At 68.1% G+C, this 16,847-nt stretch carries 11 protein-coding genes; 9 read left to right on the top strand and 2 right to left on the bottom strand.

Annotated elements, in window-relative coordinates:
• Positions 1–510 precede the first annotated feature (510 nt).
• The gene (locus JK358_RS34025) at positions 511–1,449 is read right to left on the bottom strand and encodes a DUF1254 domain-containing protein (protein ID WP_201956024.1); all 939 of its coding nucleotides are present in this window, start codon (positions 1,447–1,449) and stop codon (positions 511–513) included.
• Between the two features lie 438 nt (positions 1,450–1,887).
• Here JK358_RS34025 and JK358_RS34020 point away from each other — a divergent pair, with 438 nt between their 5' ends.
• The 6 genes from JK358_RS34020 (at position 1,888) to JK358_RS33995 (ending at position 11,393) form a co-directional block, all read left to right on the top strand.
• Positions 1,888–2,829, top strand: coding sequence for an amidohydrolase family protein (locus JK358_RS34020; protein WP_201955929.1), 942 nt, complete (start codon positions 1,888–1,890; stop codon positions 2,827–2,829).
• 27 nt (positions 2,830–2,856) lie between these two features.
• Positions 2,857–3,549, top strand: a complete 693-nt coding sequence (locus JK358_RS34015; RefSeq protein WP_201955924.1) for an alpha/beta hydrolase — start codon at positions 2,857–2,859, stop codon at positions 3,547–3,549.
• Positions 3,550–3,712: 163 nt separating this feature from the next.
• Positions 3,713–6,253 (top strand): winged helix-turn-helix domain-containing protein, encoded by a 2,541-nt coding sequence (locus JK358_RS34010; protein ID WP_201955920.1) that lies wholly within the window; start codon positions 3,713–3,715, stop codon positions 6,251–6,253.
• Positions 6,254–6,382: 129 nt separating this feature from the next.
• Positions 6,383–9,310 carry an AAA family ATPase gene (locus tag JK358_RS34005; RefSeq protein ID WP_201955917.1) on the top strand — a complete coding sequence of 976 codons (2,928 nt, stop codon included), beginning with the start codon at positions 6,383–6,385 and terminating at the stop codon, positions 9,308–9,310.
• A 354-nt stretch (positions 9,311–9,664) separates the two neighbouring features.
• Positions 9,665–11,077, top strand: a complete 1,413-nt coding sequence (locus tag JK358_RS34000; protein ID WP_307817875.1) for a DUF1254 domain-containing protein — start codon at positions 9,665–9,667, stop codon at positions 11,075–11,077.
• Positions 11,078–11,240: 163 nt separating this feature from the next.
• Entirely contained in the window at positions 11,241–11,393 is a 153-nt protein-coding gene (locus JK358_RS33995) for a hypothetical protein (protein WP_201955915.1), read from the top strand.
• Positions 11,394–12,175: 782 nt separating this feature from the next.
• Here the strand turns inward: JK358_RS33995 and JK358_RS33990 are convergent.
• Positions 12,176–12,460, bottom strand: a complete 285-nt coding sequence (locus JK358_RS33990; RefSeq protein WP_201955913.1) for a hypothetical protein — start codon at positions 12,458–12,460, stop codon at positions 12,176–12,178.
• Between the two features lie 474 nt (positions 12,461–12,934).
• Here JK358_RS33990 and JK358_RS33985 point away from each other — a divergent pair, with 474 nt between their 5' ends.
• The 3 genes from JK358_RS33985 to JK358_RS33975 all read left to right on the top strand — a co-directional run bounded on the left by JK358_RS33985 (position 12,935) and on the right by JK358_RS33975 (position 16,844).
• On the top strand, positions 12,935–14,641 hold the full coding sequence (locus JK358_RS33985; protein ID WP_201955910.1) for an alpha/beta hydrolase family protein: 1,707 nt from the start codon (positions 12,935–12,937) through the stop codon (positions 14,639–14,641).
• A gap of 94 nt (positions 14,642–14,735) precedes the next feature.
• Positions 14,736–16,079 carry an FG-GAP repeat domain-containing protein gene (locus JK358_RS33980; protein WP_201955907.1) on the top strand — a complete coding sequence of 448 codons (1,344 nt, stop codon included), beginning with the start codon at positions 14,736–14,738 and terminating at the stop codon, positions 16,077–16,079.
• A 12-nt stretch (positions 16,080–16,091) separates the two neighbouring features.
• The gene (locus JK358_RS33975; RefSeq protein WP_201955903.1) at positions 16,092–16,844 is read left to right on the top strand and encodes an enoyl-CoA hydratase-related protein; all 753 of its coding nucleotides are present in this window, start codon (positions 16,092–16,094) and stop codon (positions 16,842–16,844) included.
• Positions 16,845–16,847 lie beyond the last annotated feature (3 nt).

The raw sequence follows: 16,847 nt of genomic DNA, 5'->3' as shown, positions 1-16,847 counted from the left end.
CGCCGTGAGCTGCGAATTTCCGCCGATATGGAGGTGGCGCGGCGTACCTATCGCCGGTCAAGCAAGGATTGACGTCCGACTGGAGGCATGTCATTCCGGTGCGCTCCGTCGGTGTCGCACCCGCCCTCGATCATCAAGGTCGCCGCGATCCAACCGCGGAGATCGCTGGGTTATTAGCCAACGAGGCCCCGTCTCGCATAGTCCCTCCGTGTTCGGCGGAATCCGTTCTGTGCTGGTCAACGGGGTTTCGTTCGTCCGCGCTGTCCGCGTCGTGTCATCGGGTCCCCTGGATTTCGCTGTGCCCGGTTGCCAAATCCGTTGCCGATTTCGGCCGCTTCGGGGCGGAAAGACCCGCGCCGCGCTCAATCACGACTACCTAGGGCCTGATTCCTTGGAACGACCATTGGTAGCCAAGCTTGTGCAACTGTTCCGCTACACGTGACGACGCCTGTACACGTCGGCTCATGTGTTCGCGTTGGCGGTCACCACTTTGACACTTCCGGACCCGGATCACCGGATCGGCTGCGGAGCCGGAAACACCCACTGCCCGTCCAGAATCGAGGGCTGCGGCCGGTACAGCCGGACCATGTAGTTCCAGCCCGGCATGGTGGGCAGGCAGTTGGGCGCCTGTCCGTCGCAGCCGCCCAAGCGGATGTCCACCGAACCGTCCGGGTTGGTCGCGGCGGTGACATTGTTGATCGAGTAGGCGTGCTGCGGATTGGCCACGTAGTAGCCCTCGGCGTTGTACAGGCTCACCGACCAGAAGCCGTCCACAGGAACGGGTTCGACGTGCAGGGTGTAATCGACGGTCCCGGTGTTGTCCGGCGGGGTGACGGTCAGGTAGAGCGCGTCTTTGTCCGGATTGCCGCCCCACGCGGAGGCCGCGGTCAGTAGATGCCGCACCTCGTCGACTTCCCCCTTGGGGCCGAACGCTTTTCGCGTGTCCGGCAAGGTCGCGGCCAAGGTGAGCAGGGCGCTGCGCACGGCATCCTGGCTGGCCTGATCCCACTGCGGAATCTGGAAGACGCCGCGCTGGGCCTGCTGCACCCGGACCTGATCCTGGAGCCGGTGCACGGCATCGATATCGGCGGGATCGTTCGGATCGGCGAAGATGCGGATACCGAACATCACGTAGCGGGTACCGATCTGATCGCGGTCGTAGGTGTAGGTGCCGGATCGGTAGACGATCTCGGGGTTGTACTCGTCCTCGGTGATCACCTGCATGGACAGGAAGCGCTTCCCGGCATCGGGCAGGGTGATGCTGACCGGACCGGCGTCGAGGTCGAAAACCCCGGAGGAGTACAGGGTGTCGCGATTGGGGCGCACCACCGTCTGATGATCGACGGGCATCGGCTCCCGATTGTGATGGAACGCGCCGAACCCGCCCTGCGCGACCGTGCCCGCGAATTCGCGATCGGTCTCCGCGCGCACGAAATTGTCGGCCGTCACGGTGACCGGCCGATCGAGCGGATACTCCGGCTCCGGTGTCGTGGTGGGTGCCGCGCCGGTGGAGGCGGCCGTCTTCGAATCGCCGGAATCAGCGCACGCGGTCACGATGAACAAGGCGGCCACGAGCAGTCCGGCGGTCCACGGCAGCAGCCTCCGGGTAGCCCTCCGAGCCGTCCGCCGGTGTCCTCGCGTCTTCGGCATTTCCACACTTCCTTCCCGCTGGTCGATGCGGTTCCGATCGTGGCCGCGCGGCCGCCGTCCACGCCTCACCCCGCCGAGGTGAACCCGGCCCCGAGACCGTGTTGTCCTGCGGTTTCACCCCGTGCGGGCGGTGCCGGGGCGCCGGCGCGCTCCTAGGGTGGGGATGCGGTGATCGGAACACCGGCGGGGCGCGCGGTGCCCGCCCCGGACCGCGGGAGCTGGACAGGAGGGATTCGAGTGCGAGTAGACGTGCACGCGCATTACTGGACCGACGACTACCTGGATCTGCTGGTGGAACTCGGCCACACCGATACCGACACCCAGCGGGGAATGGGCGCGGGGGCCGGTGCGGAAATGGACGCCAGGCTGGCGCTCATGGACGGTACCGGGGTCGACCTGCAGGTGCTCTCGGCCGCGCCGCAGCTGCCCTACGGCGAGGATCGTGAGAAGGCCGTTGCCGCTGCGCGTTTCGTGAACGATCAGTACGCGGAGGTGGTCGCGGAGCACCCCGGGCGGTTCCTCGCCTTCGCCGCCACGCCCATGCCGCACATCGCGGAATCCATCGCCGAAATGGGCCGGGCACTGGACGAATTGGGTATGGCCGGGGTCGCCGTGAACACCACGGTGCTCGGCCGCGCGCTGGTCGAACCCGAATTCGCGCCCGTCTTCGAGGAATTGAACCGGCGCGCCGCCGTGCTGTACCTGCACCCGGCCGGCAATGCCGCGTGCTCGCCGCTGATCCGCGATTATCAGATGACCTGGATGGCGGGCGCGCCGATCGAGGACACCATCAGCGTGCTGCAATTAATCCTGCGCGGAATTCCGTTGCGCTATCCGGATATCCGGATCATCAATTCCCACCTGGGCGGTGCGCTGCCCATGCTGCTGCAGCGCGCCGACAACCAATACCGCTGGGAGTCACCGCAATCCCCGGAACTGCCCAGCACCGTGGCCCGCCTGATGTGGTACGACACCGTCGGCCACGGCCACCTCCCCGCACTGCGGGCCGCCCTCGATTCCTTCGGCGCGGACCGGCTGCTGCTGGGCACCGACTTCCCCTACGAGAACGGCAAGGTCTTCGCACGGGCCGTGGACTATCTGAGCGACCCGACGATCCCGCCCGCCGCGGCACAGGCGATGCTGGAGGGGAATGCCGCACTGCTTTTCCACCTGAAGTGAATTTCCACGTCAACGAAAGGCACGGTCATGGCTGACAAACCGGCAATCGTTCTGGTTCACGGATTCTGGGGCGGCGCCGCCCATTGGGCGAAGGTCATCGTCGAATTGCGGCAGCGCGGCTACACCGATCTGCACGCGGTGGAGAATCCGCTCACCTCTCTGGCCGACGACGCCGAACGCACCCGCAAAATGGTCGCCCAGATCAACGGCCCGGTCCTGCTGGTCGGGCATTCCTACGGCGGCGCGGTCATCACAGAGGCCGGGGATCAGCCCAATGTGGCGGGACTGGTCTATATCGCGGCCTTCGCGCCGGACGAGGGGGAGAGTCCCGGTCAGATCAGCGAACAGCTGCCGCCCGCCGCGTTCGCCAATATCGCGCCCGATTCCGACGGCTATCTGTGGATCGCGCAGGACAAGTTCCAGGAGAGCTTCTGTCAGGATCTGCCCGATGACGAGGCCCTGGTCATGGCGGTGACGCAGAAGGCCCCGCTGGGCTCCACCTTCGGCGATGCCGTCACCGCGCCCGCCTGGAAGATCAAACCAACCTGGTATCAGGTCTCGACCGAGGACCGGATGATCAATCCTGACAACGAGCGGCGCATGGCGCGGCGCATGAACCCGCGCACGCTGATCGAATTGCCCGCCAGTCACGCCTCACTGGCATCACGGGCCAAAGCCGTCACGGATCTGATCGATCAGGCCGCGAACGAAGTGAGCTGACGGCCCTCGAGCCGATTCCGGACCGAGTGTGAACAAATTCATGGACCGGCCCACGACCTGGCATTTGCGGTAGCGTTGGGCACGGCGGTTGTGATGGGTCGGCACTCGGTCCGGAGGCTCGATGACCACCTCACAACGAACAACATCTTGTCCCCGCTCGGTATTGGAACGTTCCGAGCTGTGCCGGATTCCGGCACCGAATTGCGAGCCCGTCGCGCGGCCCGAACTCGACGACCGGTTCACCCCCGCGGTACCGGCGCACGGCGCGCACATCGTGGTGCTGGCCGCTCCGGCGGGCAGCGGGAAAACCGCACTGCTGCACGATTGGCTCGGTCGGCGCGTGGCGCACACGCCGGAGACCGCGGTCGGCTGGCTGACCGTCACCCCCGCACTCGATCGCGATTCCCTGCACTGGGACGCACTGGCCGCGGCGACGACCGAAGTGCTGGGCACCCCTCCCCCGCCGTCCGGCACCGTCACCCCGGTGCAGTACGCCGCCCATCTCACCGGTGCGCTCGCGGCGCAATCGATTCCGGCGATACTGGTGGTCGACGACGCGCATCTGCTCACCAATTCCTACCTGCTGGCCGCGATCGAGTACCTGATCCGGCACGCGCCGCCGACGGTGACCGTGGTGCTGTCCGGACGGCACGAACCGCCGTTGCGCTGGCACGGCCTGAACGCCCACGATCGGGTGGCGCGCATCGGGGCGGCCGAGCTGGAACTGTCCGGATCGCAAGTGGCGCAACTGTTCCGGCAGCACGGCAGCGAACCCGGCGCGGCGATCCTGGAGCGGGTGCAGGAGATGAGCGGCGGCTGGGCGGTGGTGGTGCGGATCGCGGCGATCGTGCTGGCCGACGCGTCCGATCCCGAGGCCGCGCTGGCGGAGCTGGCCCGGCCCGCGCAGCCTGTGGCGGACTATCTGCTCGGTGAGGTGCTGGCCGGATTGCCTTGGGACATCCGCGAATTCCTCATGCGCACCGGGGTGGCGCCGCGCTTCACCGAACAGCTCGCGGTCGCGCTGCACGGCGGACGGACCCGCGAGATCCTCGACGAACTGCCGCGCCTGGGCATCCCGTTCGCCCGGCGGTCGGCGGCGGGGGAGGTCTGGTATTCCTATCATCCGTTGCTGCGCGCGTATTTCGCGGCGGAAGCTCACCGCCGCAACGAATCCGAGTGGTTGCGGCTGCGGGACGTCGAGCGGGAGTTCCGGCGGGATTTCCTGCGCGAGCGGGGCGCGGGACTGGTGCTGGACGGGCGCGGACCGGAACTGTTCGACGTGGTCGCCGAGCCCGGCACCGAATTCGCCGGGGATCCGTACCTGTGGCGATTGCGCATCGCCGACGCGCTCACCCGCGGCGCTTTCGGGCAGGCCGCGACGTATTCGAATTTCCAAATCGGGCAGGCGGAGCTGCCGTCGGAGATCGCGCCCGCGGCCTGGCTGGCGGCGCTGGACTTCGCCATCGCGGCCGATACCGCCGTCAGCCTCGGCGCGGGCGTGACCGATCTGGATCCACTCGATACCTTCGCGGCCACCGGCAACAGCGATATCGACTGCTACGTGTACGTGCAGTACGGCACCGCGATGCTGTTGCAGGGGCGGTTCGAGCGGGCGGCGGCGCTGCTGAAATCCGGGATCACCATCGCCGAGCATTTCGCGCGCCCGCGGCTGACCCTGCTCGCCATGACGCGGCTGGCGGTCACCGTCGGGTATCAGGGCTCGATCACGGCCATGCGGGTGCTGGCCGACGAAGCCGTCGAATTCGCGCGCCGGCACGACATTCTCGGATCACCGGATGCGCAGCGGGCGCTGATCGCCGCCGCTATCGGGCGGGTCATCCAGGGCGAGGACTGGGATCGGCGCGTCGTGGGTGATCTCGCCGACGCGGCCGGGCTGCCCACCCCGCCCGGCATGCCCGTGGACGCCCTGCCCACCGAGATCGACTGGCGGCTGCTGGTCTGCATCGCCACCGCCGACAACCGGGAAGTGGTGCACGCCTTGCGTGCCGGGCTGCTCGATCTGCTGCGCCGAAGTCCGCAACCGTCTACCGGCGCGGGACTGCTCGTGGTGGCGACGGCCGGGCGGCTGCTGCGCCTGCGGGAGGTGTCCGCGGCCGCGGAAGTGGTGACCGTGGCTCGGCAGACCCTGGGCGACACCACCGAAGTGAGGGTGGCGCAGGCGCTGCTGAGCGCGGCGGCGCATCAGACCCGCTCGACGCGAGCGCTGCTGGAACCGATGCTGTGGTACGAGGATTCGGCGCATCCGATGACCGTGGTCACCGGCTGGCTGCTCTATGCCGAGGCCCAGCATCGGCTGGGGGCATTCGGGAAAACGGTCGAGGCGCTGCGGGCGGCATTGAGCCTGTCCGCGCCCGAGCGGCTGATCCGGCCCTGGCTCAACTTTCCGATGGCCATCGAACTGCTCGATATCCACAGCGGGAGGTTCGGCGGCGGTGAGGATTTCGCCGAGGTGATCCGGCATCATCCGGCAGCGGTGCGGCAGTATCCGGCACCGACCCTGACCGGATCGGAACTGCTTGTCCTGCAGCGCCTTCCGTCGGGGCGCACCGGCGGCGAAATCGCCGCTGACCTCGGGGTGTCGATCAATACCGTGAAGACGCATCTGCGCAGCGTGTACCTCAAACTGGGCGCGAACAGCCGCGGTCAAGCGATCAGCCGCGGGCGCGCGGTGGGGTTGCTGTGAATCCCGGGAACGCGGGGCGTCGGTTGCGGCTGTCCCGGCGGGATCGGAGGTTCGCTGGGGCATGATGGACCAGCAGCCGGGTGCCCCGAGTGGAAGGGAACGTGTCGATCGATGCCACAGTCCGCAGCGATGCCACGCCTGCTCGGCCGGAAAACCGAACAGCAACGGCTCGACCGGCTGATCGAGGGCGCGCGGGGCGGGACCGGGGCGGCGCTGGTGCTGATCGGCGAACCCGGAATCGGCAAGACCGTACTGCTGGACTACGCCGTGGCCCGCGCGACCGGATTCCGGGTGTTGAGCTGCCGGGGCGTGCCCAGCGAGACCGAAGTGGCGTTCGCGGCGCTGCACGAGCTGCTGTGGCCGGTGCTGGACCTGGTGGACGGGCTGCCCGCCGCCCAGGCCGACGCGCTGCGCGGTGCGCTCGGCCTGGCCGAACCACAGGGCGGGCCGCTGCTCATCGGGGTGGCGGTGCTGACGCTGCTGTCCGAGCTCGCGGAGCGGCAGCCGGTGCTGGTGGTGGTGGACGACCTGCACCTGCTGGACGCGGCCAGCCGGAACAGCCTGGCGTTCGTGGCCCGGCGCACCGCGGCTGACCCGATCCTGGTCCTGTTCGCCGCCCACCCGGGTACGGCCGGACCGGCGCAGACGCTGCCGGTACTGACGGTGCCGGAGCTGGATCCGGCGAGCGCGCAACAGCTTGCGGCGCAGCAGAATCCGAGCCTGAGCCCGCTGCGGATGCGACGGTTGCTGCGGCTCACAGCCGGTAATCCGCTGGCCCTGGTGGAATTGAGCCGCGGCGCGGGAAGGGAACTGGGACCGGCGGCCGATCGGCGACCGGAACTGGGACCGCGCCTGCGCGACGCCTTCGAAGTGGCATTCCGGCAGCTCGGCGCGGGCAGGTTCACCGCGTTGCTGGTGGCGGCCGCCGAGGACGGTGGTGACACCGCCGTCGTCCTGCGCGCCGCCCATGCCCGGGGCGCCTCCGACGCCGACTGGCATGCCGCACTGGAATCGGGCTTGATGCGCGCCGAAGAAGGCCGAATCACGGTGCGGCATCCTCTGATTCGCGCCGCCGTGCTCGAGACGGCGGACCCCGCCGAACGCCGCGCCGTGCACGCCACCCTGGCGCAGGTACTGGCCGAGACCGACCCCGACCGCAGCGCCTGGCATCTGGCCGAGGCAGCCACACACCCCGACGAATCCATCGCCGCCGCCCTCGACGCAGTAGCCGAAAGGGCTTGGGCGCGTGGCGGTCTCATCACCGCCGCCCGCACCCTCCGCCGAGCCGCCGCACTGTCCCCGGATGCGGCATCGGCAGCGTTGCGGCTGTCGCGGTCGGCGCGAGCGGCCTGGGACAGCGGGGATGTCGAGACCGCCCGGGAACTGCTGACCGCCGCGGGCGACCGCGCCGACCCCGAGGAAGTATCCATCGCCGGTGGCGGCCTGGCGGGGATGTTCGAACTGGGACAAGGCAATCCGGAGCGGGCGCGGGAACTTCTGAGCCGTGATGCCGCCCGCGTGGAACCCAGATTCCGGGCCGAACTGCGCCACGGGGTGACCCGTGCGGAGTGGGTGGTCGGCGACGCCATGTCCATGGAGCAACTCGCGACCCTGGCCGCCGAGGGAGTGGAAGTGCCGGCGGTCGGCGGTGGTCGAGCGGCCGACCGTGTGTATCCCGAAGGGCGCGCCGCCGTTGGTGCGGATGCCCGTGACGGGGATACCCGTGGCGGGGCTGTCATCGGCCGGGATGCTCGTGGCGAGGATGCCGGTGATCCGTTGCTGCCGTGGCGTTTACCGGTCGCCGACATCGCGATGCTGCTCGGCACGGAGACACAGGCGCTGGCGTTGTATCACGCCGGTATCGACCGATTGCGGACCGAAGGGCCGATCAGCTGGCTCGGATACACCCTCGGGCAACGGTCGTGGTTGTACTTCGTGACCGGCCGCTGGGACGACGCGCTCACCGACACCGCCGAGGCATTGCGGCTGGCAGTGGATTTCACCGGGCGCAAGACCGTCGCGGACGCCTACCGGACGATGGCGTTCATCGCCGCGCTGCGCGGGGACGCGGCCGCGGTGGACGAATTCAACGGGCGGGTACTGGAATTCGCGGAACCGCGCGGGTACTACCCGCTCACGTCGGCCGCGTACTGGTGCCGGGCCTTGCATGCCTTGGGCGACGGGCGGACCGACGACGCGGGGGAACTGCTCGACCTGATCGCGCAGCCGGGGCATCCCGCCCACCATCCGAGCGTCGCATTGCTCAGCGCCGGGTACGCCATCGAGGCGGCGGTGCGATCCGGGCGTCCGGAGCGCGCCGAACGATACTTGAAAACCCTTGTGGAGTACGGGGAGAGCTTCGGACCGGGGCCGCTGTCCGGGGCGGTGCCGGACGGCCCGATCGGGACCGGTCGGACCCGGACGAACGCGCGGTCGGGCCGCACTCCGGCTGATACCACCGTGGGCCGCAGCACGCGGCGCGACCCGGCATCGGCCGAGGGCGTCGTGGCCCGGTCGGCCGAGACGGGGACGGTGCGCGGCGGCGTACCGGATTGGGTGCGGGCGGACGTGGAACTGGGCCGGGCGTTGCTGGCCGCCGGGGCCGATGCGGAAGCCCATTTCACGGCCGCACTCGAGTCCGCGCCCGCGCATCGGCCATTCGCGCTGGCGCGGTATCGGCTGGCCTACGGGGAATGGTTGCGGCGGGCGCGGCGGCGGCTGGACGCGCAGGAGCAGTTGCGGGGCGCGCTGCGGGTATTCGAGGGGTTCGGGGCGGGGCCGTGGGCCGCGCGGGCGGCACGGGAGCTCACCATGGCAGGAGACCGGCAGGCCGGTACCGGGGAGACGCCGCAGCGGACCCTGCTGACCGCACAGGAGTTGCAGGTCGCGAAGCTGGCCGCGACCGGGCTCACCAATCGGGATATCGCGGCCCGGCTGCTGATCAGCCCGCGCACGGTGGGGCACCATCTGTCGAACGTTTTCCAGAAGCTCGGGTTGGCGCGGCGCGAGCAGCTGGCGAGCATCGATTTCGAGCGCGGGTTCCGGTTGTCGCTGTGAACGCCGCCGTGGACAGCGGACGGGCCGCCCAGGTGGCGGTCGTGAGGGGTCATCGACGGGCGGGCGGCCCTCCGCTGTGACCCCCATCGTGCGGCCCGTGGCGGGCCGGGCGCGAGGCAATGACCTATGCCGTGACGGATACGCGCCGTGCGCGCCCGGGTTCACCCTCGTGGGGCGATGGCTACCGGTACTGACCGGGGAATAGTCGGGATCGTCAACGAAAGCGATTCTCACAGTGAGGTGCTCGATGAACTTCCCGGTCATCAATCTCGGTTCCGCGGCGATCGACCTGGCCGGCACGGTCACGTCGATCATGGCGAACGTGACCTACCTGCTCCAGTCCTGGGGGTCGATGTGAGCCCGGCGCTGCGCGGCGACGGCATCGGGCGACGGTCGATGCTGTTCGGCGCGGGTGCGCTGGCGTTCACCGCGTTCGGGCTGACCGCCTGCGGGCGATCCGAATCCGGTTCGACGGCAACATCTTCGGTGACCACCGCGCCCGGCGACGACCGTTCCGTCGCCACCGACGCCTACGTCTTCGGCTATCCGCTGGTACTCATGGACGTCACTCGGGAGCACGGCGCGCCCGCCAACCGATTCGAGCATTCCCGGACGCTGCCCGACGCGGCCAATCGCACGCTGGTGCGGCCGAATCAGGACACCCTGTACTCCAAGGCGTGGCTGGATCTGCGGACCGAGCCCGTCGTGCTGGAGGTGCCCGCCATGGAATCCGGCCGCTACTGGCTGATGGAGACCATGGACATGTGGACGAACGTGGCGCAGAACCCGAGCAGCGTGCGGCCGCAGCTGAGCTCGGGAGCGACCGGCGGGCCGTTCACCTACGCGTTCCTGCCGCCCGGCTGGAACGGCACGCTGCCGCCCGGTATCACCCCGATGCCGCTGCCGACACCGCAGGCGTGGATTCTCGGGCGCATCCAGGTCGACGGCCAGGCGGATCTGCCGGCGGTGCACGCGATCCAGGACGGGTTGCGCATCGCGCCGTTGAGTGCGTGGGTGGCGAATCCGGGAGCCGGGAATCCGGCCGCCGAATCGCCGTCCACCGCCGACGCGGTGCAGATCGTGGCGGGCATGGACGGACGCGCGTTCTTCGATCGGATGTGCGCGCTCATGGCTATCGATCCGCCCGCGCCGGTGGACGCGCCCGCGCTGCAACGGTTCGCGGCGCTCGGCATCACGCCGGGCGGAAGCGCGGGCAAGATCGCGGCCGAGGTGCTCGACGGCGCGGTCGCCGACGGGCGCGGGCGGGTCGAGAACTATCGCGATCCGGCGAACACCATCATCGAGGGCTGGAACTACAGCGCGGCCGCCGGGCGCTACGGCACAAATTACGGCCAGCGCGCGTATGTGGCGCGAATGGGATTGGGCGGCAACCTGCCCGAGGACGCCCTCTATCCCACCTATTACGGCAGCGTCGACGGCAACGGTTCGATGCGCCTGCACTTCGCACCCGGTCAGCTGCCGCCGGTGGACGCCTTCTGGTCGATCACCGCCTACGCCGCCGACGGCTTCCTGATCCCCAACCCGGCAAGCGTGTATTCCGTCGGCCACCAGCTCCCGGTCGCGACGAATCCCGACGGCAGCGTCGACATCCTCATCCAAAACGCCCATCCCACAGCGCAAGTCGCGGCCGCGAACTGGCTGCCGATCCCCGAGCACGGCAAGTTCACCTTGACCATGCGGTTGTACGCGCCCCAACCCACGGCCATCGATCACACTTGGAAGCCGCCCGCCGTCACGAACACCTAGAGGCCGGCGTCAGCGGGCGAGCTGAAGCGTCACCGTCTCCGCGGCGGGGACGAGGCTGAGGCGCGCGGACATATGGGGAATTCGCTGGCCCTCACTCGATTTCGACACCGGGTGTTGTCGGTCTCCACCAAGGGCATTGATCGCAGGCGTTAGCCCGAAGGCGGTGAGCCAGCGCGTCGGCCACGCCGACGTCGCCTCCACCATGAAGACCTACCAGCACGTGCTGCCCGGCCAGGACGAAGACGCCGCAGCCCGCGCCGCCACCCACCTGTTGGGCGGGCACCACGAACAGCGTGGGACGTCACGCGACGGATGACGCTCAGTTTGGCTAACGTTGCCAGATCCGTTGCCAATCCAACGAAAAACGGCCCCGGAACCAGTGGTTCCAGGGCCGCTTTCCCTAGTAGCGGGGACAGGATTTTAACCTGCGACCTCTGGGTTATGAGCCAACAGGATGCCATCCCACACCTGCGATCCCATGCCACAGCGTCCCGTTCATGCAGGTCGACGAAATTTCCAACGTTCCCGGTGTCCTACCGCTCCCACTGCGTCCGGCGGTTCCTGTGCTGTCGTGATGCCAAACTTGATGCCAAATTCCATGCGACGTCCGGCTGTTCGGCGCTTGAAACGAGAAGGAGACAGCGTGTCGACCGATCCGCGGGCCTTCTTCGGGGCGGCGACACAAGAACGAAATGTCGCCATGCCGGTTTGGGTTCGGGTTTAGCCGCGATCAGCGCGGTGCGACCCGCACACACCCCAGGAATTCGGCGCCGCGCATGCAGATAGGTGGTCACGTCCGGAGGGAGGACACGACCACTACGCCCACACGTTCCATCAGCGGAAACTGCTGACCATCGTGTAGTCGTGCCAGTATCCGACTACCGGCACTCGGCACCAGACCTCCTCAGGTGACACTGCGGTTCTCCGATTGCGGCCCGCATTGCGCGGTACGAGGAGGAGCGACCGTGCACCTGGCAGCAGTACGGTGGCGGCCTCGGCGGCAACCGCGTCGCTCGGTCCGCCGATCAGAGGGAAGCATAAGTACCGCAGGTGATCACACATTCTTCGGCGCGCGTTGCGATACTTGCCAACGCCCGATCACAGGTACCACGAGACGTGCCGTGCGATCGAGTACAACCGGCCGAAAGCGCGTTCGTGCAAACGCCCGGAAGAGTCGAGTATGGCCTGCGGGACGCCGACCACGCCCAGCGCTCGCCACGCCACATTCCTGCGAAACCAGAAGTGGGAAGCTTGAACTCTGTTGATGCCCGGTTCGATGACGACTTCGTGCAATCCGTTGCGGATTCGCCAGGCGGTGGAAATGGGCGCGGGCAGTCGATAGATACTATCGGTGATTGCGACCATCAATGGCGGCATTGCCATGGTCTTGCTCCTTCTCGGCGAACATCGGACCACCACGAATCATGGCACCGCGCGCTGCCACGACCATGTACATAACCCGCCAGCGAGTAGGCAGAAGCCGACAGATTGTCTGACACGGCGCTCCGCGTGTTTCGCACGACGGACAGCGGCTCGCGGCCCTGCTACGACGTTCAGGCGGGGGTTCGAGTATGCGCACCGATTATCACTCCAACCGGCAGGCGCGCAACGTCAAGGTGTTGGCGGCCAATGCATTTCCTGCCAAGTGAGTTCGGCGATACCGTTCGACCATCGTTTCCGACGAACTCATTCGTTCGATGATGGGGGGCGATCATGTATCGCTTGCTCGAAGGCCGCAGACGTGGCGCCGCGGTCCTAGTCGGCACGGCGCTGCTACTGGCCGTTTCCGGTGGCTATGCCGTCGCGGAAGAGGAAAGTCCACCTCCGGCAGCCGATTCCCCGACAGTGACTACGACCATGGATCCGTTGTATATCCTGCAGAACGCGCTGATGCTGTTGCAGGGCTACCAGCACGATCTGACCGATCCAGCCAAGCTGTCCTATCTCGTGCAACACATCCTCAGCTGGCCCGGCCGGACCGGTGAGAGCCTGGCGAATCTGCTCGAACCGACCCAGTATCAGGGGCCGGACGGGCAGCAGCGGCTGCGCAATGCCCTGCAGAAGGTGATCGACAATACGGTTCACCTGCTGCCGACGTTCCTGGGCACCGCGATTCAGCCGCCCGATCATCGGTATCTACCCGACTGGAACAACAACGGTGTGTTCGGCGAGGTGGCCGATGGCGCGCTCGACAGTGACAGTCCCTCCGTCGAGTTCGCGGGCAATGTCGGGCTGACAGCGAACTTCCGCTACCCGTGCACCGAGCACGGCGATGTGGTGCGCTACGAAACCCGCAGCGGCGACTGCGTTTCCGGCGATACGCCTGGAGCGGACTTCAAGCTGGGCGAGGCCCGCAAGATCCAGATCGTCAATGCGCGGGGGCTGCGTCTGGCCGCCACCCTCTGGCTGCCGGAGGAAGCGCTCGAACCCGGCACCGACCGCAAGTTCCCGATGGCAGTGTTCAGTGACGGCGCGGTCGCAACCCAGGGCACCTATTTGGGGTGGACCACCAACGCGGTGCGCCGCGGGTATGTCGGGCTCACCTACGACCAGGCCGGTCAAGGCGCGAGCGACGGCACCATCCTGGATCTGGTGGTGCCGTACAACACTCCGCATTGCTTCGCCTCCGGAGCATGCCGCGATATCGAGGACGTGATGCGCTGGGTGGTCGGCGACGACATCCTGCCCGCGCCCGACACGCGGACGCTGCTGGGCGATACGACCAGTCTGGTGAACTTCTGGAACACCGTGCACATGCCGCGCGTCGGCCACCGGTACGACCCCGGTTACGGTCCGGGCGGCGACAATGAGCGCAATCCGGTGCTGGATCTCATCGACACCGGCCGGATCGGAATCTGGGGGCAGTCGATGGGGTCGATCGCCACCAGCCACTACCTGTGGGATGTCGGGCAGGGGCGCGGTATGGACGGTCGTCCGCTGCCGAAACCCGCTGCGGCCGTGCTGATGTCGGGATTCGAGCCATCCGCGGGCTTCGTCGACGTGCCCACCCAGATTCAGACCGCCGACCTCGACATCCCCGGCCTGACCAGCGGCGGTGTCTTCCCCGTCAACGACTTCGACATCCTCGGCGCGCACATCGGCTTCGATCCGACCGACGGCGCACTCGGCGGCAAGTCCTGGTACGACTGGGAGCGCCGGAACCGCACGGACGCAGCGCCTTTGCAGTTCCTCACGTTCGAAGGCGGCAGTCACTTCGATACCGTCGGCGTAGGCGTGGTTTTCCCGCGCGCGCTCGAATCTTGGCGCAACTCCATCACTTACGGAGTCGACTGGCTCGACTGCCACATCCAGGAGGACGAATCCGCCTGCGCCCGTGTGGTTACTCCGGTGCCCGGCCTGTCCCGGGCGGTGGCCGCCGAGGTCTCGCCGCTGGGACCGGGCGGCCCAAGCTACTGCATGAACACGCCCGACAATCAGACCCTGGTCACCCTGCTGCTGGGTCCGTTCAAGGCGCTGCTCTCCGCCATATACGGGGAGCCCGCGTCCGCCCCGTGCGTGGCGGGTCGAACGATCGACCTGTCGCCGCACCGCGGCGGAGCCTGAGGCCGGGCGATCCGCGTGACCACGGCAGAGAAGATCAACAATGCGTCCGGCGGTGCCAGTGACTCACGACCGCCGCGCGCCTAGCGTCCCCGGCATGAGGTCTCTTGTCTTGGGGTGCGCGGTGGTCGTGGCGGGTGCGACGCTCGCGGGTGGGCAGGCGGTGGCCGCGCCGTCGACAGGTTCGGCGGGCAACGCGGGCACGGCGTTCTCCGATCCGTACTACTTCGATGCCGGTACCGCGCCATGGGTGCTGCGCGGCGCGGATGTGAACCGTGACGGGAAGCCGGACATCATCACCGCCAATGCCGGCTCCACGACCGTCAACGGAACCACCTACGGTGGGCTGAAGGGTGTTTCGGTTCTGCTGAACACCACCGCCACCGGTGCGGGCACCCCGTCGTTCACCGCTCCCCGGCAGTTCGTGGCGGGCATAGGCACGCTGTCGGTCGAGATCGCCGACCTGGACGGCGACGGCGCGCCGGAAATCCTCACCTCGAACTTCTTCGACACCGGGGCCAACGGCATTTCCATCCTGCGTAATCTCACGCCGGCGGGCGGCACGACGGCCGAGTTCGCCGCGCCGATCAACCTGCCCACTGGCGCTTTCCCGTCGCTGGTGAAGATCATCGACATCAATGCCGACGGCAAACTGGATCTGGTGACCGGGGACGCGGGCATCCCGTTCGGGCTCGGAATCACGGTGCTGCTCAACACGAGTCAGCTCGGCGGCCCGATCACCTTCACTCCCCCGGTCCAGTTTCTGGGCGGCAGCGTCGCCGAGGGCCTGGCGGTGGGCGATATCAACAACGATGGCCGCGACGACATCCTGGTCTCGAACACCACCACCAGCAATGTGGCGGTACTGGTGAACACCACCGCGCCCGGATCGCTGACACCGACGTTCAACACCACCCAGGAGTGGGTGGTCACCAGCACCGACGCCCAACTGGCCGACCTGGACGGCGACGGGCGGCTGGACATGATCATCGCCCGCACGGCGGGTGGGTTCAGCGTCCGTCTCAATCGCACCACGCCGGGCGCGCCCACCGCTGAATTCGGTGAGGACATCGTGAACGACCTGATCGGCGAGGTGACCCGCGCTCAGGGCACGCTCGGCGTCGTCACCGAGGGCCTGGCGGTGGCCGACTTCGACGGCGACGGCAGCCCGGATATCGCCGCCAACAACGACTTCCCGATCCCGGGCTACAGCATCAGCGTCTTCACCAACCACACCCAGCCGGGCGCGCGCACGGTCGCGTTGTCGGGTCCGGACGGCTACCACGGGTCGCAGTGGATCATCGGCACCAACTCGATCACCACCGCCGATTTCAACGGTGACGGCAAACCCGATCTGGCAACCGGCAATGTCCCCAGCCTCGCGGTCGAGGACAACGTGCTGGTGCACGGTGGCATCTCGGTGCTGTTGAACGCCCAGTAGTGAGGAAGACCCATGGATCTCGTACTGCGGGAACGGCACGGGCGGGTGCTGGTGATACGAATGAACCGCCCGCACAAGCGCAATGCCATCGATCCGGCCCTCACCGCTGCCCTCGATACCGCGCTCGACGACTTCGAGGACGATCCGGACCTGTGGGTCGCGGTGCTCACCGGCGGTCCCGAGATGTTCTCGGCGGGAACGGATCTCAGCACCGGATCGGGTGAGCCGACCGAACGCGGCGGCGAGTACGGTGTGGTGCGCCGGCAGCGACGCAAACCGCTCATCGCAGCGGTGGAGGGCCGGGCGCTGGGCGGTGGGATGGAGATCGTGCTGGCCTGCGACCTGGTGGTCGCGTCGCGGACGGCTGCATTCGGCCTGCCCGAACCGCGCCGGGGCGTGATCGCCCTGTGCGGCGGCCTGTTCCGGACCCACCGCGCGCTGCCGTTGAACGTCGCGAAAGAGATTCTGCTGACCGGTGATCCGATCGACGCGAAGCGCGGTTTCCAGCTCGGCTTCGTCAATCAGGTCACCGAGGAGGGCGCGGCGGTGGACGCGGCGGTGGCGCTGGCCCGGCGCATCTGCCGCAATGCCCCCACCTCGGTGCGCGAGAGCCTGGTCGCACTGGAGCGGATGAACTCCGCGGACGACGAGCGGGCCTGGCGGATCACGCGGGAGGCGGTGGTCGCCGTGTTGACCTCTCAGGACACCGTGGAAGGTGTGAGCGCCTTCTTCGAACGGCGCGAACCTCGCTGGCTCGGGCAGTGATTC

This window comes from Nocardia acididurans (assembly GCF_016741815.1).
Lineage (GTDB): Bacteria > Actinomycetota > Actinomycetes > Mycobacteriales > Mycobacteriaceae > Nocardia > Nocardia acididurans.
The sequence above is the reverse complement of the archived record's forward strand: the minus strand, read 5'-3'. Positions and strand labels throughout refer to the sequence as shown.